Genomic DNA, 21,074 nt, shown 5'->3' on the forward strand with positions numbered 1-21,074 from the left:
GACGCAGGCCTTTTTTGCCCTCCGGACCCGGGCCTGGGGTTCGATCCGGCGTCCGTCATGGCCCCGGCCCGGGCTGGAAGGCTTGCTTCCAGGTAGCACAGGTCAGTGGAGCAGCTCCCTGTCGCCTGCGGGAGGTCCGGAAAGTTTTCCCGCGCGCCCCTCCGCACACCCCCCTGTATAATTCGCCCCAAAAGATAAATTTGCACAGCTTCCATTTTAGGGATACATTCTCGCTGTTTTAACCGTCCCGCGGTTATGCAATCGAACAACCAAATACATAAACATGATGCATCCCATCCGTAAAGCGCTCCAACCCGCCATTTTCCTGATGATCCTTTTCCTGCTGCATGCCTGCGGGGAGGAGCCGGAAAGCCAACCCGACCAGAAAGAAGCCCTGGCCGAGTGGTTCGAAACCAAATATGAGGAAGAACTGCAGATGAGCCCCCTTCGGCTGACGGTTCTTGGGCGGAAGGAGCAATACGATAAAATTGACGACCTGAGCCTGGAGGCCGAGGAAGCCCACCTTGCCTGGAAGGAAGCCAGTGTGGAGGAGCTCCGCTCAAAATTCGATTACGAAAGCCTGGACGCGGCCGACAGGACCTCCTACGACATCTGGGTCTACCAGTACGAACTGGAAAAGGAGGGAGCACAGTTCCAGGATATGGGATATATATTCGACCAGATGATGGGGCCGCACACCATGTTCCCGAACATGTTGATCAATTTCCACAAGGTGGACAGCCTCCCGGATATGGAAGCCTATATTTCCAGGGTTTTGGAAACCAGCAGGGCCATGGGGCAATTGCTCGAAAGGGCAAAGGCACAGGCTGCCAGGGGGATCATCCCCCCGAAGTTCGCCTTCGAAACCGTCCTGGTCCAGGCAAAGGCCCTGGTGGATGGCCAGCCGTTTACGGAATCGGATCGGGGTACCCCCCTGTGGGACGATATGAACCGGAAGGTTCAGGCCTTGCAGGAGGCGGGCGAAATTGACCAGGCCCTTGCAGATTCCCTGCGCACGGCTTCCTCGGAGGCCCTGACCACTTCCTTCGGACCGGCGTACGACGACCTGATTGCCTGGCTGGAGGCGGAGTTGCCGAACGCAGAGGAGGCACCCACCGGGTACAGCAGGCACCCGGACGGGGAGGCCTATTACAACTATCGCCTGAAAGCCTCGACTACCACCGACCTGACCGCCGACGAGATCCACGAGATCGGTTTGTCCGAGGTAGCCCGGATCCGGGGCGAAATGGAGGCCATCAAGGAGCAGGTGGGATTTAAGGGCGACCTGCAGGCGTTTTTTAAGTTTGTCAACACGGATCCGCAGTTTTTCTACCCGAATACGGACGAGGGTAGGCAGGCCTACCTGGACGATTCCAAAAAATACCTGGACGACCTGACGCTGAAGCTGCCGGAATATTTCGGCATCCTCCCCAAGGCCGGGCTGGAAGTCCGGCGGGTCGAGTCCTTCCGGGAACAGGACGGCGCCCCCCAGCATTACATGCCCGGAACACCGGACGGGTTGCGGGAAGGGACCTACTACGCCCATTTGTCCGACATGTCAGCCATGCCCAAATCCACCATGGAAGGGGTAGCCTACCACGAGGGGATCCCGGGACACCACATGCAGATCTCCATTGCCCAGGAACTCGAATCCGTACCCACCTTCCGGACCCAGGCCGGGTTTACCGCCTACAGCGAAGGGTGGGGGCTCTATTCCGAAACTCTTGCTAAGGAGATGGGCGGCTATGAGAACCCGTATTACGACTTTGGCCGGTTGGTGAATGAAATCTGGCGGGCCATCCGCCTGGTAGTGGATACCGGGGTGCACTCCAAAGGCTGGACGGAGGCGGACGGGATCGCCTATTTCGAGGATAATTCCTCCATTGCGCCCGGCGCTATCCGGGCCGAGGTGCAGCGCTATATGGTCTTCCCCGGGCAGGCCACCGCCTACAAGATCGGGATGCTGAAAATCCAGGAACTCCGGCGGAAGGCCGAAACAGAGCTGGGCGACCAGTTCGATATCCGGGAATTCCACGACACCATCCTCGGGGGGGGCGCCATGCCGCTCGACCTGCTGGAACGACAGGTCGATGAATGGATCCAACAGAAGAAAACGGAAACCCCGCCCCTGCGGGAGGGCTAGGAAGCAGTCTGAGGCATGTTGCGATTTTTAAGGAACATACGCCGGCAGCTAATCGGCGGTAATAAGTTCAAAAAGTACCTGCTTTATGCGGTGGGTGAAATCCTGTTGGTCGTGGTGGGCATCCTGATTGCCCTTTACCTGGACGACCTGCAGGCCCAGAAGCGGTTGGACGCCAGGGAACAGGCTTACCTGACCCGGTTTGAAAAGGAACTGGAGGCCAACCTGCTGGAGATGGACCGGTTGCTGGTTTCGTCGGACAGCACGCTGGTTCGCATCGACTCCCTGATTGCAGTCAGCCTCGGGGAACTGCCGCCGGTTTCCCATACCACGTTTAACAGGTTGGCCGTGGCGGCCCTGGATTACCTGGTCTTCATGGCTGCCGAGGCTACCGTAGAGGACCTCGTCGGCACGGGCGACCTGGATATCATCCGGGATCCCGACATCCGGGAGGCCATTGCCTCCTGGAAATCCGGACTGATGACCATAAGGTCCCTGGAAACCGACAATAAAAAGGCCTTTAACGACCTGCTGGAGTACTACCGCACCCACTCCGAGGTATACCGCATGTTGCGCGGAGGCCCGATCTTTGACGCCTCCATGCAGCAACAGGTCCTTGCCGACCCGGTATTCCTGAATTCACTTACCTATCATGCAATTCCCCTGCAATTGCTCCGGGAGGAGTATGTGCATAAAAAGTCGGAATTCCGCGACCTGCACCGGAAGGTCGGGGAATATCTGGCCGGTCGGGCGGAGTAACAGGCCGGATGCCGCCTAATTCCCTATGGAGATCAGCGGCCCTACCGAACCGGAGCCGTCATTGGCCATACTCATCAGGATCTGGATAACCGAAAAGGTGTTTTTGGATTTGACGTCCGTGTCTTCGATATAGTACCAGTGATCCCGGTATTTGATGGAAAGGTAAGCGCCATCCGGTTTGTTCGGGGCCACGCGTATGTGGATCAGGTCCGGGTCGTCCGGGATAAAGGTGGAATGGGTGCGTCCTTCGGCTACGTGTTCCGCAGGCACGTCGATATACCAGGAGATATTCGAAAGCATTTCCAGGATGGAATGGGTCTGTACCAGGATTTGGTTTCGCTCCTCCCGGACCACGCCATAGTTGATATCGAAGATATGCTGGTCGGGATCCAGGTCCAGGATCTGCTTGAAATGCGCAATGGAGCGGCGGATGGAATCCGTTCGCGGATTTGCCGGGAGCACGATATCCACATCTACCTTGGGCCAGTCCCCGTTAAAATGCATGCCCAATGCCCCGGCCCGTTGCAATTCGTGCAGGACCCCCAGTAGTTCCTTGAATTCCGGGTCGCCCTGGCGCCTTTCCCCCGGGGTCCCGATCTCGTTGTGGATCCCATTGATCATGGAATTGGTCAGGCGCATCAGCCGCTCGGCTGACCAGCCGGACTGTATGAGGAAAAAAATCACGGCGGGCGGAAGCGGGGTCAGCAGGCTCTGGGCAAAGGCCTGCCCCGACATGGGGGTATAGGTAATGGTAGGCCGGTCCGACCAGCTTGCCCCGGTATTCCCCACCAGGGAGCGGGTGGAATTGAAATCCCCCCCGATGCCGGCGGAACCGCTTCGGGAATACTGGCTGATCACGGAAGCCACATTCAGGAAACGGGGCATCTCCAGGTAGCGCAACCGGACAATGTTGAGCAGCAGTTGCTCGTTTTCCTGGTCGGCTATCCGCTGGTTGTAATTGAAGCCGTCCGGCCTGATGGTCCGGGGCCCCATGGAGGAGCAGGATGCCAGTATGAGGGCCAGGCAAAAATAGAAAGCAGGTGCAAGGATGCGGATCCTGGCGAGGTTACCCCTACGATGGGAGTCGTTCGGTTTGTTGTACATGCGGAAGTTGCGTTTGGTTGGTGATCCTAAATATACTCAAAGAAAGCATATTTCCGCACCCGTAACGGACAGGCCGCATGCACCTGCAATGGGGCTGTCTGCAACCGGCTTCCGGGGATATCCCTTCCAACCGCCGTCAATTCCCGATCGAGATGAGCGGCCCCACGGACCCGGACCCGTCATTGGCCATGCTCATAAGGATTTCCATTACCGAAAAGGTGTTTTTGGATTTTGCATCCCGGTCGTCGATGTAGTACCAGTAGTCCCGGTATTGGATGGAGAGGAAGGCATCTTCCGGTCTGTTGGGGGAGACGTGGATGTGGATCAGGTCCGGATCGTCCGGGAAGAAGGTGGAATAGGTACGGCCTTCGGCAATGTGCGCTTCCGGGACATCGATGTACCAGGATATATTGGAGAGCATTTCCAGGATGGAATGCGTCTGCACCACAATATGGTTGGGGTGTTCTCGGACAACCCCGTATTCAATGTCGAAGATATGCTTGTCGGGATCCAGGCCAAGGATTTCCTTGAAGCGGGTAACCGCCTGGTGGATGGAATCGGTCCGCGGGTTTTCGGGCAGTACGATGTCCACGTCCACCTTGGGCCAGTCCCCGTTGAAATGCATGCCCAGGGCTCCCTCGCGTTGAAGGCTGTGGATCACCTTGAGCAGTTCCCTGAATTCCGGGTCCTCCTGCCGCCGTTCGCCCGGTGTCCCCAATTCGTTGTGCAGGCCATTGATCATGGAATTGGTCAGCCGCATCAGCCGCTCGGCCGACCAGCCGGACTGTATCAGGAAAAATACCACGGCAGGCGGGAGCGGGGTGAGCAGGCTCTGGGCAAAGGCCTGCCCGGACATGGGGGTATAGGTAATCGTAGGCCGGTCCGACCAGCTCGCCCCCGTATTCCCCACCAGGGAACGGGTGGAATTGAAATCGCCCCCGATACCGGCGGAACCGCTGCGGGAATACTGGCTGATCACGGAGGCCACATTCAGGAAACGCGGCATTTCCAGGTAGCGCAGACGGACGATGTTCAGCAGCATCTGTTCGTTTTCCTGGTCGGCGATGCGCTGGTTGTAATTGAACCCGTCCGGGGGGATGGTCCGGGGCCCCATGGAGGAACACGAAGCCAGGAACAATGCGAGGAAACTAAAGGACAGGAGTGTGATGCAGGGCCAGGGGATATCAATGCCTACCCGGCTGGGGCGGTGTGGGTGATTTTTCATTGTGAAGGTCAGGTTGGTTACCTTAAAGATAATCAATCGCAACCTTCATTGCACATTATCGTTCCGATATATTGACCAGTGATGCGTGGAACCCTCTGAAAAGCGCCTGCTATTTCGGGAAAAGCAGCGTCAGCCCGGCACGGATCCCCCAGGAATTGCTGCTGCCATTGCCATACGGGATGCGTGGCCCGGCAGACACCTGGGCTGCCTGCCCTCCCAGCTGGAGCACCTTGGACCCGGACAGGTTGATGGTTCCGGCCATGGCGTCAAAATCCCAGTTTTGCGAGATTTCCGTGTTCAGGGAGATGGCATACCCGCCCGGGAAGTTCCGGGCCACAAAAGGCTGGAAGAAGGTGGTGTTGACGTCGGCCCGGTCATCGGCGCCTGCCACGGACCAGATGTGGTTGACCAGCGCCCCGATGGTAAACAGGCCGGCCTGTTTCAGGACTACCCCGGTGGGACCGACCCCGAATTTTTCCGTCCCCAGCGCAATGTCTGTTGCGGTGGGCACCAGCAGCACCGGCCCGACGCCCCAGATCAGGCCACCAGGCCCTGGCTCCTTGGGCGAAAAGAACCCGCTGAGGACCATATCCCCCAAACCGGTTTGGCTGCCGCTGGGCCCGAAAACATCGTTCTGGGAAATAATAGGTACAATGGCCCGGGCAATCAGGTTCCAGTCCTCGCTGATGCCCATGGGGATCACCGGCTGGATATTCATGGTCCAGCGGCTGCCGTCCGAGGGGTCAAAGCCAAAGTCGAAGTTGTTCTGGAAGGGCAAGCTGATCAGGTTGGCCACGGGGTTCTGCAATTGCTTGGCCAGCTGCTCTGCCTGGCTGCCGTCCTGCTGGGACAGGCCAAGGAGCGGAAGCAGCAGAAACAGGAGGGTTTGAATGCTTTTCATGTGTACGTTTGTTTTAAAGATAATCAATTAGCTATTTGGATTTGTAAAATCGCTAAATGCGGTACCCGAGGATCAGGAGGAGCGCGCTGCTTTTTTCCCGTGTATCCACTATAAAAAAGGTTTCCACCTTAACCCCAAAAAATAGCTCATTGGAATTGGGCAGTTCGTGCAGGAAAAGCAGCCGGTAATCCCGTTCGTTGGGGAACCGCTCCAGAATCGCGGGTAGGTCCACAAAATAATTTTCAAAGCCCAGCTGCTGGGACCAGCGTTCGCTTTCCCACAGTCGGAAGCCGAACCAGATTGCGTAGCGGAGCCGGTGGTAATTGATTGTTTCCCCCCCGCCTTCCTGGAAAAAGTTGCGCCATTCCGACCGCAACCGCTGTTTGACGTTTATTGTCCTGAAAAGCGGAAAAGTGTATTGAATGGCCACCCAGGGGCGCACCTCCCAGAAATTATCGATTTCCTTATTGAAGGTATAAAAAGTGCTTAACCCGCCCAGGAACCCCCAGTTGCCGGCCTTGCGGATCACCCCCCCGTCGAGCCCGAACTTCCTCCAGGCAACCTCGTCGTAGATATGTTTCCAGCTGGTCCTGGCCGCGACCTCCCAGCGTTCGTTCTCCCAAACGACGGTCTCAAGTTCCAGTTCGTGAAAGAACTCCTCCTGCGCGGCAAGGCTGCCTGATGCGAGCAGCAGCAGGCCCAGGATAAGGCCCCGCAGCGAAAACCGTCCCATGAGGTTCAAATAAAAAATGTTCCGGTCAGAGGTACGTTTCGCAATAGGACATTTTCGGGAAGTCTTGGTCATCGGGACTAATTTGGTTCGAGCCACAGGCAATGCCTTCGGGCCATTCTAAAGTTAGTCAAAAGACCAGCCAAATCCGGAGGTTAAAATATAATCAAACTGGGACCCCTCGACGATGGCCTGGTTGTCGTAGTTGAACTGGAAGCCCGTCTTTACGTAAAAGTCCCAGGGCAGGTCGTACTGCACGTCCAGGAGGTAGTCCGCCCGGATCCGCCCGCTTTCGGACAGGCTGGGGTAAAAATCCAGGCGGGTGTTCAGGCTGAAATCCCCGAAACCGTGCATGTTGAAATTCGTGGTGACAAAGGCCTCGGTCGATTCGATGTCGAATTCCTGCCCTGCGAAATTTTCGACGTTGTAGTTGATCCCTGCCCCGAGGCCCCAGACCAGCCGGTTGGAAATGGCCAGGAACCGGCCGGGTCCTGCCCGCAGGCTCCAGCGTCCGTCCAGTTGTTGCTCCGTATTGGACAAAAAGGCGGTGGAAGCCAGGACGTACCATTTGTCCGAAAGCAGGTAGGTCAGTGCCAGGGTACCTGAATTCCTTTCAACCTTGGCAACTTCGTCCCGCTCCGAACGCAGGGTGGAGACGTCAAAATCCCCAATCCACTTGACACCCCGGTAATGGATTCCGATAGAAGACGTGAATTGCCGGTTGTTATTAGCCTTGGTCAGGTTAAAACCCAGGTCTATGTAACCATCAAAGCGGTTCAGGAACCGCCTTTTGACCTGTTGCAGGCTGGTGAGCTCCTCCAGGGCAACCGTGAGGGTACCCTCTTCCTCGGTGCGGATGGTGACCTCCCCGTCCGCAGCGGAACGCAGGTTCCCCACCACGCGCCTGCCACCAGCCAGGATCACGATGCTCTGCCGCTCGAGGCTCAGGCCGGAGACCTCCTCGTAATCAATGGTGAAGTCGTCGTCCGAATACGGGGTTTCCATGGTAAGTACACCGGTTACAAGGCCCTTAATTTCCCCGTGGAGGACATTGCCGTTCTTCAGCCTCAGCGTGTCGTTCTGTGCCCTGGTGGAAACTGTTGCCAACCCCAGGAGGAGAGCCATCATAAAAATTTGGACTATTTTCATTGTAAGTATTGTGAAAGACGCTTAAATATAGGTATTTAGAGGTTTTGTGCATAATTACATCTCTTTTGTTCAACAGATTTTTTCGCCGGCCCGAATGCCACGTTGCACCTCAACCGCTGGAACCTATTGCAATAGCTCTAAACAGAGCCCTTCAGGTTCCAAAATTGCCTATATTTAGGATTAAACAAAACACGTGCCGGTACACCGGTTTCATAAGGGAATTCAGATCATGCGAATAAAAATTCTGTTTTTGTTTTTTACCCTCGGGGTGATTCTCAAACCCGTTGCCCAGGAAATTACCATCAAGGATTACCTGGTGCTGGGCGTGGAAGCCTCGGAAGCCATTTCCGAACGCTACCTGCAACCCGTTTCCAAGGGGTTGCTTTACGGGTTGTCCTCGGGGTGGTACCACGATGCCCGCGTCCCGGAACCCTGGAAGTTCCGTTTTTCGGTAGCCGCCAACGGCTCCTTTGTCCCTTCGGATGCCAAAAGCTTTGAACTGGATATCACCTCTTTTGAGAACCTCGACGTGGTTGGGGGCGGGCAGCGCGTCCGGATCCCGACGGTTTTGGGGAGCACGGATTCCGACGTTACCTTCGTGGCCACCCTGGAAGGGGAGACCTTTACCTTCAACGCCCCTACAGGCATTGGCCTGGTAGAACTCAACCTGCTGCCCACGGCATTCCTGCATGTGGGCATGGGCCTTCCCTGGAACAGTGAGGTGCAGTTCCGGTATTTCCCGAAACTGGGGTTGGGTGACGGATCGGTGGGCGTGGTGGGCCTGGGGCTCAAACACCAGATCAACAGCGAAAACGGTCCATGGCAGTCTTTTCCCCTGGACCTGGCCGTAATGGCGGCCTATACCCGGTTGGATGCGGAATACAACCTGGAGGAAGGGGGGACGGTGACCGGTTCGGGCCAGCGGATCGAAGGGGCCATGAATGCCTGGCTGACTGAATTGCTGCTATCCACCCGCAATACCCACTGGAACCTCTTTGGGGGTTTTGGGTACGTATTCGGCAACTCCCTCTACGAACTCCTGGGGAACTACCGCATCCAGCTTTCCGACCGCGCGGTGGAATTCAACGACCCGTTTGACGTGCGGGAAAACGTCTCGGGCCTTCGGCTGACGGCCGGCGGCAGCTATACCTACCGGCGTTTTTCCGTCCATTTAAGTTATACGCTGCAGGGATTCAACAACCTGGCTTTTGGCATGCATTACAACTTGTATTAAATTTGAATTGCCTTTTAAAAAAAAAGAACTGCGTTATGAAAAAAATGATTTTCCTTCCTGTACTCCTGTTATTCCTGACCGGCTGCTCCACCTACCTGGCCCAATCGGAAAATATCAGCCAGCAGAAGAAATCCTACGATAAAATACTCGTTGTGGGAAGGACCAGCAGCACAGCCGCCCGGGTCCTTTTTGAACGGGAGGTTGCTTCCCAATTGCAGGCGAAGGGGGTATCGGCGGAGGCCTCAACGGACCACCTCAAGGAACTGCCACTGGGCGAAAACCCGGGTACCGGCGATCGCGGGGCCATTCGGGAAAGCCTGGTCAATGCGGGATATGACGGGGTAATCGTTACCAACCTGGTGGACACCCAGCAGTATACGGATGTGATCCCGGGGACTCCCAGGACCGCCTACGTCGGGGGCCGATACGGCAGGTTTGGTCAGTATTACGGCACTTACCCGATAACCACCTGGGGTCCGGATTACGTGGAAACGGGCACGCGCTACGTGTTCGAGAGCACGCTGTATTCCCTGGACGAGGCCAATGGGGGGTTGCAATGGGTCGGTACCTTCCGCCTTCAGGATCCCACCGATATCCGCAAGGCCGTGGGGAAATATGCCTCAGAGCTCACCGCAGCCCTGATGCTGGAAAGCATTGCGCCCTGACCGGGGAGTTAGGATTCTTTCGGAGGCGCCTGATCCCTGTTCCGGGCTAATGTCCTCCGTCCCTAATCCCTTTCAGGACTAATATCCTTCACGCACCGGAAACCCGTGTGGCCAAAGGCCGAATCCGGGGTGGTGCGCATGCGGCGGGCCACCCGGTAACCACTGCAGTAGCTGTCGCTGCAGAGGAAGGAGCCGCCACGTACCACGTATTTCTCCGCCAGGGGTTCCGCCGGGTCGTAGGATTCCTCGGGACCCTTCGGGTCAAAGGCTTCGGAGCCCCCCTGTGACGTTTCGTAAGCATCCGCCCGGTACTTGTCCTGGCACCACTCCCATACATTCCCGGCCATGTCGTACAGGCCATACCCGTTGGGCGGATAGGTTTTTACCGGGGCGGTACCCACATACCCGTCCGTCTCGTCGTTCCGGAAGGGGAAGATCCCCTGCCAGAAATTGGCTTTCTGTGCGGCATCGGAGGTAGGGGTGTTCCCCCATGGGTACACCGGGTCTTCCAGCCCCCCCATGGCAGCCCATTCCCATTCCGCCTCGGTGGGTAGCCGCTTGCCCGCCCATCGGGCATAGGCCTTTGCGTCCTCCAGCGCGATGTGGACCACCGGGTGGTCCATGCGGCCTTCCAGGTTGCTCCCGGGCCCGTCCGGTTGCCGCCAGTTGGCGCCCAGGGTCCATTCCCACCACTGGGACAGGTCCCTGAGGTCCACCGGGCCGTCCGTTTGCCGGAATACCAGGGATCCCGGCTGGAGGATGGAATCCGGGGGCTTGGGGGTCCCCTCCGGCAATTCCTGTTTCATGACTTCCCAGTCCAGGGGGCGCTCGGCGATGGTGACATAGCCCGTAGCCTCCACAAAAGCTTCAAACTCCCAATTGGTCACCTCGGTGGCGTCCATGAAAAAGGCGGAGACCCCCACCTTCCGGCGGGGCAGTTCGTCCTGCTGGGCCTGCTCCGTTTTGCCCCCCATCAAAAAACTGCCCGAGGGGACATACACCATCCCGGCGGGTGCAGGGACTTCTGCCGCCGCTGCGATTTCGGTCTTTTGCTCCCCGCAGCCGCTGATGCAAATGGAAACGACCAGGGCGATCAGGGTGCGGACCGACCCGATGCCAACTAAGGCTTTTCTGAATGGTTTCATAGTCTTTACAATTTTAATGGGATTGCCGGGATTTTTACAAAGTTACAGGTTACTTGTGTCCTTTAAAAAAAACAGGCCCGAATCCGGGCCTGTTCCATTAATGAATTCCTGAATGTTACTGTCTGGCTTTTGCCTTGAGAATCGCATCAATCGCCTTGTTGATATCCAGGGAAGCCGCTTCCTGCCTCGGCGGATAATCCTTGAAGGTGGAAAGGTGCTCATTAAGCAACCCGATGGCCGGCTGCATGACCCAGGATTTTTCCATGATCAGGTGGAAGCCCGTGATGTCATCGTAGTGCTCAAACGGGTCCTTCCGCAGGTTGAAGAGCTGTGGCATGGTATGGGAGACCATGTCGTCAAAATACCGCTCCTTGGTGGCGAAGTGCATTTTCCAAGGCCCCACGCGCATCGCAGTCAATCCGGATTCGTAGTAGTAGAAGAAATGGTTGCGGGCAGATTCGTCGGTTTTCCCGGTCCAGTAGTCCAGGTTGTTATAGCCGTCGATATACACCCGATAAGTCATGTCGCCAATTTTCTTCCCTTTCTTCAATTCCTCGGAAATATTCGGGTTGCCCACTGCGGCCATCAGGGTGGGGACCACATCCTCATGGGCTGAAATGCCATTGCGGATGAGGCCGGCAGGGATCTTGCCCGGCCACCGGACCAGAAAGGGCGACCGGAGCCCGCCTTCCCAGGTGGTCATTTTTTCGCCCCGGAACATGGTTACCCCGGCATGGGGGAAGGAGCTTTGTTCGGGCCCGTTGTCCGTGGTGTAGATGACAATGGTATTGTCGCTGATCCCCAGCTCCTCCATGTAATCGAGCAATTCCCCTACTTGCTGGTCATGCTCAATCAGGCCATGCCCGAAAAGGTCCATGTCCGTACTGATATCGGTGGCGAGGTTTTTACTCTCCTCCTTTAACCGGGTATAAACGTGCATCCTGCTCGTGGCATGCCAGATAAAGAAGGGCTTGTCCGCTTCCGAAGCCCGCTTCATAAAATCCTTGGACCGGCGCACCAGTTCGTCATCGAAGGTCTTCATGTCTTCGCTGGTCAGGGGGCCGGTATCGGTGACCCGCTGCTTGCCCACCACGCCAAACCTGGGGTCCTCGGTGGCGTCAAACCGATCCGTGGCAAAGGATTCAATCACGCCCCGTGGCCCGTATTTGTTGGCGAATTCCGCAGATTTCGGGTAATCGGCCTGTTCGGGTTCTTCCGAAACGTTGAGGTGGTAGAGGTTCCCGTAGAATTCATCAAAACCGTGGACCGTGGGAAGGTGTTCGTTGCGGTCCCCCAGGTGGTTCTTGCCGAACTGACCGGTCATATAGCCCAGGGGTTTCAAGAGCTCCGCAAGGGTAGGGTCTTCCTTTTTCAGCCCCAGGGGGTTCCCCGGTTGCCCTACGGTGGTCAGCCCCGTACGCACGGGTTTCTGGCCGGTGATAAAGGCAGCCCGGCCGGCGGTACAGCTTGGTTGGGAATAGTGATCCGTAAACAGGACACCTTCCCTGGCAATCCGATCGATGTTCGGAGTGGGATACTGCATGCCCATTGAATAGGCGCTCAGGGCATTGGGCGCCACATCATCCACCATGATCACCAGGATGTTCGGCTTATCCTGGGCCGAAAGCGCCAGGCAAAAGCAGCCCAGAATCAGAAATAGTATTTTTTTCATTTTTAAGGATTTAAGGATTTAAGGATTTAAGGATTTAACGACTTTTATATTGTTGAACAACTTAGGGCGGCCTACTGCTTCCCTTCCTGCAACTGTTCCACCAATTCGGAGAAATCCAGGGTGGCGGCCTTCTGTACCGGAGGATATTCGGCCAGTGACCTGATATGTTCCCCCAGGAGTTCCTGAACGGGCTCATTTAAAAACTGCTTCCGCTGCAAAATGTCCGATCGGTCCGTCACGTTGTCAAAACTTTCGTAAGGGTCAAAATGAAGGTTGTAAATGATGGGGAATTTTTGCTTTTCATAGGGGGCATAATAGTCCTCGCTGGTTTGAAAATGCAGTTTCCACTGGTTGACCCGTACGGCCCGGATGTCGGATTCGTGGTAGTAAATGAAGTTGTTCCTGGCGCTTTGATCCGTTTTGCCCAACCAGTAATCCAGGTTGTTTACCCCGTCGATGTACTGCTTTCGTTCCCTTCGCATCTTTTCGGCAACGTTGTCAACACCCGCAGCGGCGGCCAAAGTCGTGAATATATCCATGTGGGACTGGATACCCCGGAGTACTTTTCCTTCGGGGATGTGGTTTTTCCACATGACCATCATGGGCACCCGTACCCCGCCTTCGTAGGTGGTCATTTTCTCGCCCCTGAAGGGGGTGGTGCCCCCGTGGAGCCGGGCACTGTGCTCCGGTCCGTTATCGGTGGAATAAATGACGATGGTGTTTTCTAGCACCCCCATTTTTTCGAGTTCCTCCAGGATCATGCCGACCTGCATGTCGTGCTCAATCATCCCGCTTCCGTAAAAATCGTGCTCTGTGGTATAGGGGAGGGCCAGGTAGCGGCTTTCGGGCTTGAGGCGGGTGAACATATGCATCCGGCTCGGATTCAGCCAGACAAAGAACGGCTTGTCATCGCTTTGTGCCCTTTTCATAAAATCCAGGGAGGCATCGATAAATTCCTGGTCGACGGTTTCCATCCGCTCCCGCGACAATTGTCCGGTATCATCTATCCGCTGTTTGCCGACCTTGCCAAAGCGGGGGTCCACGGTAGGGTCATCCACCGTGGTCGCATAGGTGTGGAGTACCCCGCGCGTACCATATTTCTTGAAAAATTCCGGATCCTGGGGATAATCCTTCTGTTGGTATTCCTCCTGCGTATTCAGGTGGTACAGGTTCCCGAAAAACTCATCGAACCCGTGTACGGTGGGGAGGTGTTCATTCCGGTCGCCGAGGTGGTTCTTTCCGAACTGACCGGTTGCATATCCCTGTGTTTTCAGGACTTCGGCCAGGGTGGGGGACTCCTTTTTCAGGCCCAGTTCGCCACCAGGCCTTCCCACTGTGGTCATCCCGCTCCGTATCGGGTACTGTCCGGTAATCAGGGCGGCCCGTCCGGCAGTACAGGACGGCTGTGCATAGTGTTCAGTAAATAGTACGCCTTCCCTGCCAATCCGGTCAATGTTGGGCGTTGTATAGCCCATCACCCCATTTCCATAGGCACTTACGTTGCTCCAGCCCACATCATCCGGGAAGATGATCAGGATGTTTGGTTTCTCCTGGGCGGAAAGGGAAAGGCAAAGGCATGCCAAAGCAGTAAATATCAACTGTTTCATTTTCAAGTGTTTAACCGTTAAAAATGCGTATGCTCTGGAAAGGTTGTTTGGTTGGAAACATCCCTAAGGGATGGAATTCCGGAGAGAAGATATAAAAATAATTGGAAAAAGATATCCGCCCCCCTAAAAAGACAGTGGCTTTACCAAATCATAACAGCAGGCATCAAGTTGTTGTATGGACAAGCTGAGCGGCCGGCTTCCTTTGAAACCCATCTTTGTCTTTAGATAAGGCCGTGCTCTGGCCCTTAAATGATACAGGTCATTCCACAATTCGCTGCAAAAGACCATCTTTATCGTTCACTGTAAACCTGGGATCATGGCAAACAAAAAAGACGACAAGAGTACATGGGCCATTGGCGGGATGACCCTGGTAGGCCTGGGGGCCGGGCTTATTTTTATCCAGTCCTCTCCTATTCTGATGGTGGCTTCCATCCTTATCGGGATTGGTCTGGGCCTGGTGATTACCTCCCTGATTTCTAACCGGCATCAAGGGATGTAGGCATTTTACAGGCTCTGAATGACCTTTTTGAGTTTGTCGCGGACGGTTCCTGCAATGGCAGCAAGTTCATCATTCTCCACGGCCTGCATGGATGCCGAGGGGTCTACCGCGGCAACTTCGATGTTGCCGGGGACTTTTTCCTGGACGATGACGTTGCAGGGCAGCATGGTACCGATCTTATCTTCCGACTGCAGGGCCCGATAGGCCAGGGGTGGGTTGCAGGCCCCCAGGATCTTGTAGTTGTGGAAATCCGCGTCCAGTTTTTTCTTCAGCGTGGCCCTGATATCGATTTCGGTCAACACCCCGAACCCCTCCTTTTTGAGCGCTTCCGTGGTTTCGTGGACCGCCTGGTCAAACGATTTGCCTTTGATTTGGGTAGCAAAATAGTAGCTCATACTTTCCTTATTTACGATTATTAAATATTGCCGATGGCTCCAGGCATTCAAACGAATGCTTCGCGAATCTGCCGAATGGTTGAGAATCCATTGGTAGGGGGCATCGACCTCTTTCCTTTTCACAGCCGGGTTGACGGCCAGTGTAATGATCTGGCACCTGAAATGGGTGTTTCCCATAAAGGTATCCCGGATCAGGCCAAATGCACATGATTATTGTCATTGCTGCAGGGGTTCGCCCGGTATACATTCGCACCAAGGGCTTATGGGCCGCTTTGCTCAATATAGACATATGAACATCCATCACATAGGCGCGGGAAACTCCCTGTTGAATCAATTTATCTCCGAGATCCGGGATGCAAACATCCAGAAGGACCCGATGCGTTTTCGAAGGAATATTGAACGCATCGGAGAGATCCTGAGCTACGAACTGAGCAAGGTTTTGCAGTACAAGGACAAAACGGTCCGGACCCCCCTGGGCAGCAAGAGGGTCCCCCTGCCTGTCAACAAACTGGTGCTCTGTTCGGTCCTGCGGGCCGGGTTGCCCCTGCACCAGGGCATGCTGAACTATTTTGACCGGGCCGAAAATGCCTTTATTTCTGCCTATCGCCACCACAGGGGGGATGAAGATGCCTTCAAGGTCATTGTGCGTTATTTTGCAGCGCCGGCCCTATATGGGAAAACCCTGGTGCTGACCGATCCCATGCTGGCCACGGGCAAGACCCTTGAAAACGTCCTCAGCGCGCTGAAGGAACACGGCAAACCCGAACAAATCCATATTCTGTCGGTTATCGGGTCCGAAACCGGTATCGCCCATATAACTGATAACTGAGGTATTCCCCGAAGACACCCATTTATGGATTGCCGCCATTGACGACAAATTGAACAACAGGGGTTATATCGTCCCGGGGATTGGCGATGCCGGTGACCTGGCCTTCGGGGACAAGTTGTGAGGCGGAGTCCTACCTTGTGAAGGTTTTAAAAGTATTGATAAATACGGTATTATCTTTTGCCGTTTTTGACACAGGTCATTTTCTCCCGGCTCCGGCTGGAATACTTTTAAGGCAAATCCTGTAGTCATGAAAACACTGCGGTTCCTGTCCATCCTTACCCTCGTTTTTACAATGAACACGGCAAGTGCCCAAAAGGTAAAATCCTTCAAGGCCTGGGTGACCTTAACGGATAATACCCGATCCAAAGGAATCCTGTTTTTGGCGGATAGCGATTCACTTGTCATCATGGGGCAGGATTTGAACAAAATCAATATTGATCCCCGGATGATAAAAACCATCCAGATAAGAAGAAAGGGCAGTGTGGGGAAAGGATTATGGATCGGCGCACTGAGTGGCGCGGTTTTAGGCGCGGTTGGTGGTGCTGCCGGCGGGGACGATGAACCCGGCTTCTTTTCCATGACGGCTGAGGAAAAGGCACTTGGCGGGGCCATAATCACTTCTTTCCCGGCAGCCGGGTTGGGGGCTTTACTGGGTTCGGCAAGGGTGACGTATGCCATTGAGGGTAATTTGGCCGGTTATTTAAACGTCCTGCCAAAATTAGAGGGTTACGCCCTTCATAAAAAAGCAGAACGATTAAACGCTTCCAATTTTTAAGGTACTGCGGGGGGAATGGCAAACCGAATGGTCAACGAACGGAATTTTTTTTACAAGCAATCAGCTTTTGGGTTAAAACTGAATTTCTGGGAATTATAAAGCCAAATCATGAAATCACTTCCTTTCCTTCCGGTCCTGGCGCTCATTTTTACCCTGTCAACCACCCATGCCCAAAAGGTGAAAACCTACGACGTCAGGGTATTCCTGATGGACAATTCACAGGTTAAAGGCACCTTGTATGCTGCCCGCGAGAGTGAATTAGTGATCCTTCGGGAGGATTTGACCCCTGTAAAATATCTTCCGGAAAACATTCGCGCATTAAAGCTGAGAAGGGCGGGCAGCATTGGTAAAGGCGCATGGGTTGGGGCTGTGGGGGGCTGTATTGCAGGGGCGGTTGCCGGTTATGCCTCCGAGTCGGGAAGCGGATGGGAGGATGTTGGTGCAATAGGCGGAGCCATTGTCGGAACGCCCCTGGGTGCTATAGTCGGGGTGGTAATCGGATCAGGTAAAAAGAAATACACCTTAAACGGGGACAAAGACCGTTACAACGCGCTGCTGCCAACGCTGGAAAAGTACACGCCTCAGAAAGGCCATAAATCATGAATGCAACTAGTAAATGGTTCAAAGCCATCGCACGAATCCTTGCAGTTTTGCTATTGTTCCAAAGCTGTGTAGTCTATCACAGGACCCCTACAACCCTGGAGAAAGCCGCCCGGGAGCAGATCAAAACAAAGGTTGCCAGTACCGGAGGGGAAACCTACAGGTTCGATTATATCACGTACGAGGATGGAAAATACTATGGAGTGAACAGGAGTTCCGGGGAATGGTTAAAGACCCCATTGGATCAAACAGTTATCACCCAGGCCTATCTGAAGAATAAACGGGCATCAACCTGGGCAACTTTGGCAACTATCTCGGTTCCCGTAATTGCCATAGCCCTGGCAATCATTATCCCTACGCTGCCCTGGGGAAATGATCCGATTTTCGTCTTTGAAGATTCGGATGCAACCTAATTCAGTAACCGGTACTCATTCGGGGAATACCCGACCTTCTTCTTGAAGAGGCGGGTGAAGTGCTGGGGATACCGGAACCCCAGGTCGTAGGCGATCTCACTGATGGTCTTCTCATGGTTCAGGACCTGCTCCTTGGCGTATTCGATCATTTTTACCTGTATAAACTCCTGGGCGGATTTTCCGGTTTCCTTTTTAACCAAATCCCCGAAATAATTGGGGGAGAGGTGTTGCTCATCCGCAAAATAGGAAACCGAAGGGGTACCAAGTTCCCGGGCCTTATCGGAGTTCAGGTAGTCTTTCAGGGAGGATTCAAAATTTTCGATCACACCCAGGTTGGCAGAATCCCGGGTGATGAATTGCCGGTCGTAGAAGCGGGTGCAGTAATTCAGGAACAGTTCGATGTTCGAAAGGATGAGCGCCTTGCTGTGCTTGTCGATCCCCTGGGAAAGTTCAAACTTGATTTTGTCAAAGCAGTCCAGGACGATCCCGCGTTCCTTTTCGGAAATATGCAGGGCTTCGCTCAAATCATAGGAAAAGAAGGAATAGGAATCCATCGTCTGCCCCAGGTGGCTGCCGCGAAGCAGGTCCGGGTGGAACATCAGGGCGTAGCCGGATGGAGCGGAATCGTGGTTTATGCCGGAAATGTCTACAGTTTGCCCGGGGCCGATAAAAACCAGGGTCCCGTCCTGGTAATCGTAGTTCTGGCGACCGTACCGAAGGGTGCAGTCCTGGCCCTGTTTCAGGAATACCCCATAGAAATGGTACCGCACCGACCGGGTGCCCTTCAGGGCAGGCCACCTGCCATCTGACAGGTCGACCATACTTACCATGGGATGCAGTGTAGTCAGGCCGAGTCCCCTGCAATAATCATTGACCGTGATCAGATCTATCATTTCCCCCATAGCAGTACTTTATCAATCCTTGAGTTAAAAGTACTAAGAGAATCGTGAAATGCCCGATGATTAATGGGAAATCCGTAAAAAGGGTAGGTAGAACCGTAATGCGGGTAAGTCCAATGAAATGAGTGGTTTATATCTTTGGGAAGCCGGGAACTTAGAGCGGCTTAATTTTAAAAATAATAACAAAACAAAAGAAACATGACATCGTATTTAAGAGCACTGATGATTATTTGTCTGGGGTGCATCACGCAATGGACATTCGCACAGGATGCTTCCACGGAACAGGCCATTAAGGAACTTTCCAAAGCAAAGTGGGAATGGATGGCGGAAAAGAACGTGGAGGAACTCGCAAAGCTATTCCACGATCAATCCAAATTCGTCCATATGAGCGGGACCTGGAAGAAGGACCGGGAGCTCGAAATCATCGAAACCGGCAGCATCTGGTACAAACAAGCCGATGTGCACGATGTGGCCGTCGAGGTTTTCGGGGATACAGCCATCCTATGGAACCGGATTACCCTTCTGGCCCATGTACGGGGAAATGATGTCTCCAATGAATTTACAGTGACCGAAGCCTACAAAAAGGAAGGGGACCAGTGGCAACTGTTGGCCCTGACCTTCAGCAGCGTCCGGGATACCCATGAGATTGCGCATTAACCCTTTTAAAAAATAGCTATTTAAGAAAATGAAGACAATCATAAAGCTTATTATGATGGTACTTATGAGCCAGACATTCGCCCAAAACGATGCGATTGAGAAGGAAATCATGAAACTATCGAAGGACAAGTGGCAATGGATGGCTGAGAAGGATGTTGACAAGCTTGCAGATTTATTCCATAAAGATGCACAATTCGTTCATATGGGGGGATCCTGGGGAACAGATCGGGAATTGGCTGTTATTGAAAGCGGGGGCATCTGGTACAAGAAAGCCGATATCCACGAAGTAACGGTAAATATTATAGGCTCAACCGCCATTCTGTTGAACCGGATTGATCTGCTTGCCGAAGTCGGAGGAAACGAGGTGACCAATCCATTTATGGTAACAGAGGTCTATGTTCATGAGGCCAATGGCTGGAAACTGGCAGATTTGTCCTTTACCCGATTGCTGACCCGGGACAATTAGGCACGTACCAGATGAAATTTCATATCCTGTTGACCTGCCTGCTTGTTTGCGCTGCCGGATCCTTCGCTCAGGAAGGAAACAGCCAGGGGATCAGGGAATGGCAACGGGATTCGGATTCCATACTGATCGTTTATCTCTCGAGAACCAATAATACCCGGGCTGTGGCCCAAATCATCCATCATGAAGTGGGGGGTGAACTGCTGGCCCTGGAATTGAAAGATCCGTACCCGGAGGATTACGATGCGATTGTTCGGCAGGTGGCCCGGGAAAATGAAACGGGGTTCCTGCCGGAATTGAAGACCTGGGTGGATATCTCCCGATACAACCTCATATTTTTGGGTTTCCCAACCTGGGGGATGCAGTTGCCTCCTCCCATGAAGAGTTTTTTACATCAGTACGACTTCCGCGGTAAGACCCTTGTCCCGTTTAACACGAATGCGGGATATGGAATGGGCAGCAGCCTGGCCACAATCCGTAAGCTTGCCCCAGATAGTGAATTGTTGGAGGCTTTTTCCACCAAAGGCGGAATTGAGCGAGACGGGGTCCTTTTTGTGATGAAAGAATCCTATGGCGAATCGGTCAAACGGAATGTTATTGAATGGTTGGAAAAGATTAAAAGGGTAAAGCGTTTTTGATAAAGAAAGAAAAGTTCCGAAAGCTGTCAGCAATTAAATTTCCTCCTGGTTAAGGGCCTTAGGCACTGTTCAAAAATTCAGTATATTAATATAAATCGGTTTAAATCATGGCAAGTTATTCACTCAACATCAACGGAAAACAACTGGAAGTAGCAGCCGACCCGTCCACGCCCCTATTATGGGTGCTCAGAGACCACCTCAAACTGGTCGGCACCAAATACGGATGCGGGATCGCGCAATGCGGTGCCTGCACGGTGCATCTGGGCGATGTGGCCACCCGTTCCTGCATGTTGCCCGTTTCTTCAGTGGGCAACCAGCAGGTAACCACGATTGAGGGGCTGTCGGAAAACGGGGAGCATCCCGTCCAACAGGCCTGGCTGGAGGTGGATGTACCGCAATGCGGGTATTGCCAGGCGGGCCAGATCATGTCTGCAGCTGCGCTTCTCAAGAGCAATCCATCCCCGTCGGATGCGGATATCGAAGGGGCCATGAACGGGAACATCTGCCGCTGCGGCACGTATGTACGGATTAAAAAAGCCATCAAACTCGCCGCACAGAATAACGCCTGAACTTGA

22 protein-coding genes and 1 pseudogene are annotated in these 21,074 nt (G+C 54.2%); 13 read left to right on the plus strand and 10 right to left on the minus strand.

Annotated elements, in window-relative coordinates; genetic code table 11:
• The first annotated feature begins 283 nt into the window (after positions 1-283).
• Both H7F20_RS05715 and H7F20_RS05720 read left to right on the plus strand, forming a co-directional pair.
• Positions 284-2,143, plus strand: a complete 1,860-nt coding sequence (locus H7F20_RS05715) for a DUF885 family protein (RefSeq protein WP_255443995.1) — start codon at positions 284-286, stop codon at positions 2,141-2,143.
• 15 nt (positions 2,144-2,158) lie between these two features.
• On the plus strand, positions 2,159-2,899 hold the full coding sequence (locus H7F20_RS05720; RefSeq protein WP_185785148.1) for a hypothetical protein: 741 nt from the start codon (positions 2,159-2,161) through the stop codon (positions 2,897-2,899).
• 15 nt (positions 2,900-2,914) lie between these two features.
• Here the strand turns inward: H7F20_RS05720 and H7F20_RS05725 are convergent, their stop codons facing one another.
• The 5 genes from H7F20_RS05725 to H7F20_RS05745 all read right to left on the minus strand — a co-directional run bounded on the left by H7F20_RS05725 (position 2,915) and on the right by H7F20_RS05745 (position 7,987).
• On the minus strand, positions 2,915-4,003 hold the full coding sequence (locus H7F20_RS05725; RefSeq protein ID WP_185785149.1) for a hypothetical protein: 1,089 nt from the start codon (positions 4,001-4,003) through the stop codon (positions 2,915-2,917).
• Positions 4,004-4,139: 136 nt separating this feature from the next.
• A complete protein-coding gene (locus H7F20_RS05730) occupies positions 4,140-5,228 on the minus strand; it encodes a hypothetical protein (RefSeq protein WP_185785150.1) in 1,089 nt (362 codons plus the stop codon).
• Between the two features lie 109 nt (positions 5,229-5,337).
• Positions 5,338-6,129 carry a transporter gene (locus H7F20_RS05735; protein ID WP_185785151.1) on the minus strand — a complete coding sequence of 264 codons (792 nt, stop codon included), beginning with the start codon at positions 6,127-6,129 and terminating at the stop codon, positions 5,338-5,340.
• Positions 6,130-6,181: 52 nt separating this feature from the next.
• Positions 6,182-6,862 carry a hypothetical protein gene (locus tag H7F20_RS05740; RefSeq protein ID WP_185785152.1) on the minus strand — a complete coding sequence of 227 codons (681 nt, stop codon included), beginning with the start codon at positions 6,860-6,862 and terminating at the stop codon, positions 6,182-6,184.
• Positions 6,863-6,985: 123 nt separating this feature from the next.
• Positions 6,986-7,987 (minus strand): DUF481 domain-containing protein, encoded by a 1,002-nt coding sequence (locus H7F20_RS05745; protein ID WP_185785153.1) that lies wholly within the window; start codon positions 7,985-7,987, stop codon positions 6,986-6,988.
• Positions 7,988-8,237: 250 nt separating this feature from the next.
• Here H7F20_RS05745 and H7F20_RS05750 point away from each other — a divergent pair, with 250 nt between their 5' ends.
• Complete coding sequence (locus H7F20_RS05750; RefSeq protein ID WP_221898690.1) at positions 8,238-9,242, plus strand: DUF6588 family protein; 1,005 nt, start codon at positions 8,238-8,240, stop codon at positions 9,240-9,242.
• A gap of 35 nt (positions 9,243-9,277) precedes the next feature.
• Positions 9,278-9,907, plus strand: a complete 630-nt coding sequence (locus H7F20_RS05755) for a membrane lipoprotein lipid attachment site-containing protein (protein ID WP_185785155.1) — start codon at positions 9,278-9,280, stop codon at positions 9,905-9,907.
• Positions 9,908-9,969: 62 nt separating this feature from the next.
• Here H7F20_RS05755 and H7F20_RS05760 read toward each other — a convergent pair whose 3' ends face one another.
• The 3 genes from H7F20_RS05760 to H7F20_RS05770 form a co-directional block, all read right to left on the minus strand.
• A complete protein-coding gene (locus H7F20_RS05760; protein ID WP_185785156.1) occupies positions 9,970-11,052 on the minus strand; it encodes a formylglycine-generating enzyme family protein in 1,083 nt (360 codons plus the stop codon).
• 115 nt (positions 11,053-11,167) lie between these two features.
• On the minus strand, positions 11,168-12,724 hold the full coding sequence (locus H7F20_RS05765) for an arylsulfatase (RefSeq protein ID WP_185785157.1): 1,557 nt from the start codon (positions 12,722-12,724) through the stop codon (positions 11,168-11,170).
• A 71-nt stretch (positions 12,725-12,795) separates the two neighbouring features.
• Positions 12,796-14,331 carry an arylsulfatase gene (locus H7F20_RS05770; protein WP_185785158.1) on the minus strand — a complete coding sequence of 512 codons (1,536 nt, stop codon included), beginning with the start codon at positions 14,329-14,331 and terminating at the stop codon, positions 12,796-12,798.
• A 316-nt stretch (positions 14,332-14,647) separates the two neighbouring features.
• Between H7F20_RS05770 and H7F20_RS05775 the strand changes: the two genes are divergently transcribed.
• Complete coding sequence (locus H7F20_RS05775; protein WP_185785159.1) at positions 14,648-14,830, plus strand: hypothetical protein; 183 nt, start codon at positions 14,648-14,650, stop codon at positions 14,828-14,830.
• Positions 14,831-14,835: 5 nt separating this feature from the next.
• Here H7F20_RS05775 and H7F20_RS05780 read toward each other — a convergent pair whose 3' ends face one another.
• Positions 14,836-15,225 carry a DUF302 domain-containing protein gene (locus H7F20_RS05780; RefSeq protein ID WP_185785160.1) on the minus strand — a complete coding sequence of 130 codons (390 nt, stop codon included), beginning with the start codon at positions 15,223-15,225 and terminating at the stop codon, positions 14,836-14,838.
• A gap of 289 nt (positions 15,226-15,514) precedes the next feature.
• Between H7F20_RS05780 and upp the strand changes: the two are divergent.
• From upp to H7F20_RS05800, 4 genes and pseudogenes are all read left to right on the plus strand, one after another.
• Positions 15,515-16,175 (plus strand): annotated as a pseudogene (upp, locus tag H7F20_RS05785) (uracil phosphoribosyltransferase).
• A gap of 126 nt (positions 16,176-16,301) precedes the next feature.
• Positions 16,302-16,829, plus strand: coding sequence for a hypothetical protein (locus tag H7F20_RS05790; protein ID WP_185785161.1), 528 nt, complete (start codon positions 16,302-16,304; stop codon positions 16,827-16,829).
• Between the two features lie 108 nt (positions 16,830-16,937).
• Positions 16,938-17,432: a hypothetical protein gene (locus H7F20_RS05795; RefSeq protein ID WP_185785162.1), complete on the plus strand. Its 495-nt coding sequence runs from the start codon at positions 16,938-16,940 to the stop codon at positions 17,430-17,432.
• Entirely contained in the window at positions 17,429-17,842 is a 414-nt protein-coding gene (locus tag H7F20_RS05800; RefSeq protein WP_185785163.1) for a hypothetical protein, read from the plus strand. The genes H7F20_RS05795 and H7F20_RS05800 overlap by 4 nt, the downstream gene beginning before the upstream one ends.
• Here the strand turns inward: H7F20_RS05800 and H7F20_RS05805 are convergent.
• Positions 17,839-18,735 (minus strand): helix-turn-helix domain-containing protein, encoded by an 897-nt coding sequence (locus H7F20_RS05805; protein ID WP_370588478.1) that lies wholly within the window; start codon positions 18,733-18,735, stop codon positions 17,839-17,841. The two genes, H7F20_RS05800 and H7F20_RS05805, sit on opposite strands and share 4 nt — an antisense overlap.
• 228 nt (positions 18,736-18,963) lie before the next feature.
• On the opposite strand from H7F20_RS05805, the gene H7F20_RS05810 reads away from it, so the two are divergent.
• The 4 genes from H7F20_RS05810 (at position 18,964) to H7F20_RS05825 (ending at position 21,068) form a co-directional block, all read left to right on the plus strand.
• Positions 18,964-19,398 carry a nuclear transport factor 2 family protein gene (locus H7F20_RS05810; protein WP_370588495.1) on the plus strand — a complete coding sequence of 145 codons (435 nt, stop codon included), beginning with the start codon at positions 18,964-18,966 and terminating at the stop codon, positions 19,396-19,398.
• A 28-nt stretch (positions 19,399-19,426) separates the two neighbouring features.
• On the plus strand, positions 19,427-19,864 hold the full coding sequence (locus H7F20_RS05815) for a nuclear transport factor 2 family protein (RefSeq protein WP_185785166.1): 438 nt from the start codon (positions 19,427-19,429) through the stop codon (positions 19,862-19,864).
• 11 nt (positions 19,865-19,875) lie between these two features.
• Positions 19,876-20,499, plus strand: coding sequence for a flavodoxin (locus tag H7F20_RS05820; protein WP_185785167.1), 624 nt, complete (start codon positions 19,876-19,878; stop codon positions 20,497-20,499).
• A gap of 107 nt (positions 20,500-20,606) precedes the next feature.
• Complete coding sequence (locus tag H7F20_RS05825; protein ID WP_185785168.1) at positions 20,607-21,068, plus strand: (2Fe-2S)-binding protein; 462 nt, start codon at positions 20,607-20,609, stop codon at positions 21,066-21,068.
• The last annotated feature ends 6 nt before the right edge of the window (positions 21,069-21,074 follow it).

It is taken from the genome of Robiginitalea sp. SC105 (assembly GCF_014243345.1).
Classification (GTDB): Bacteria; Bacteroidota; Bacteroidia; order Flavobacteriales; family Flavobacteriaceae; genus Robiginitalea.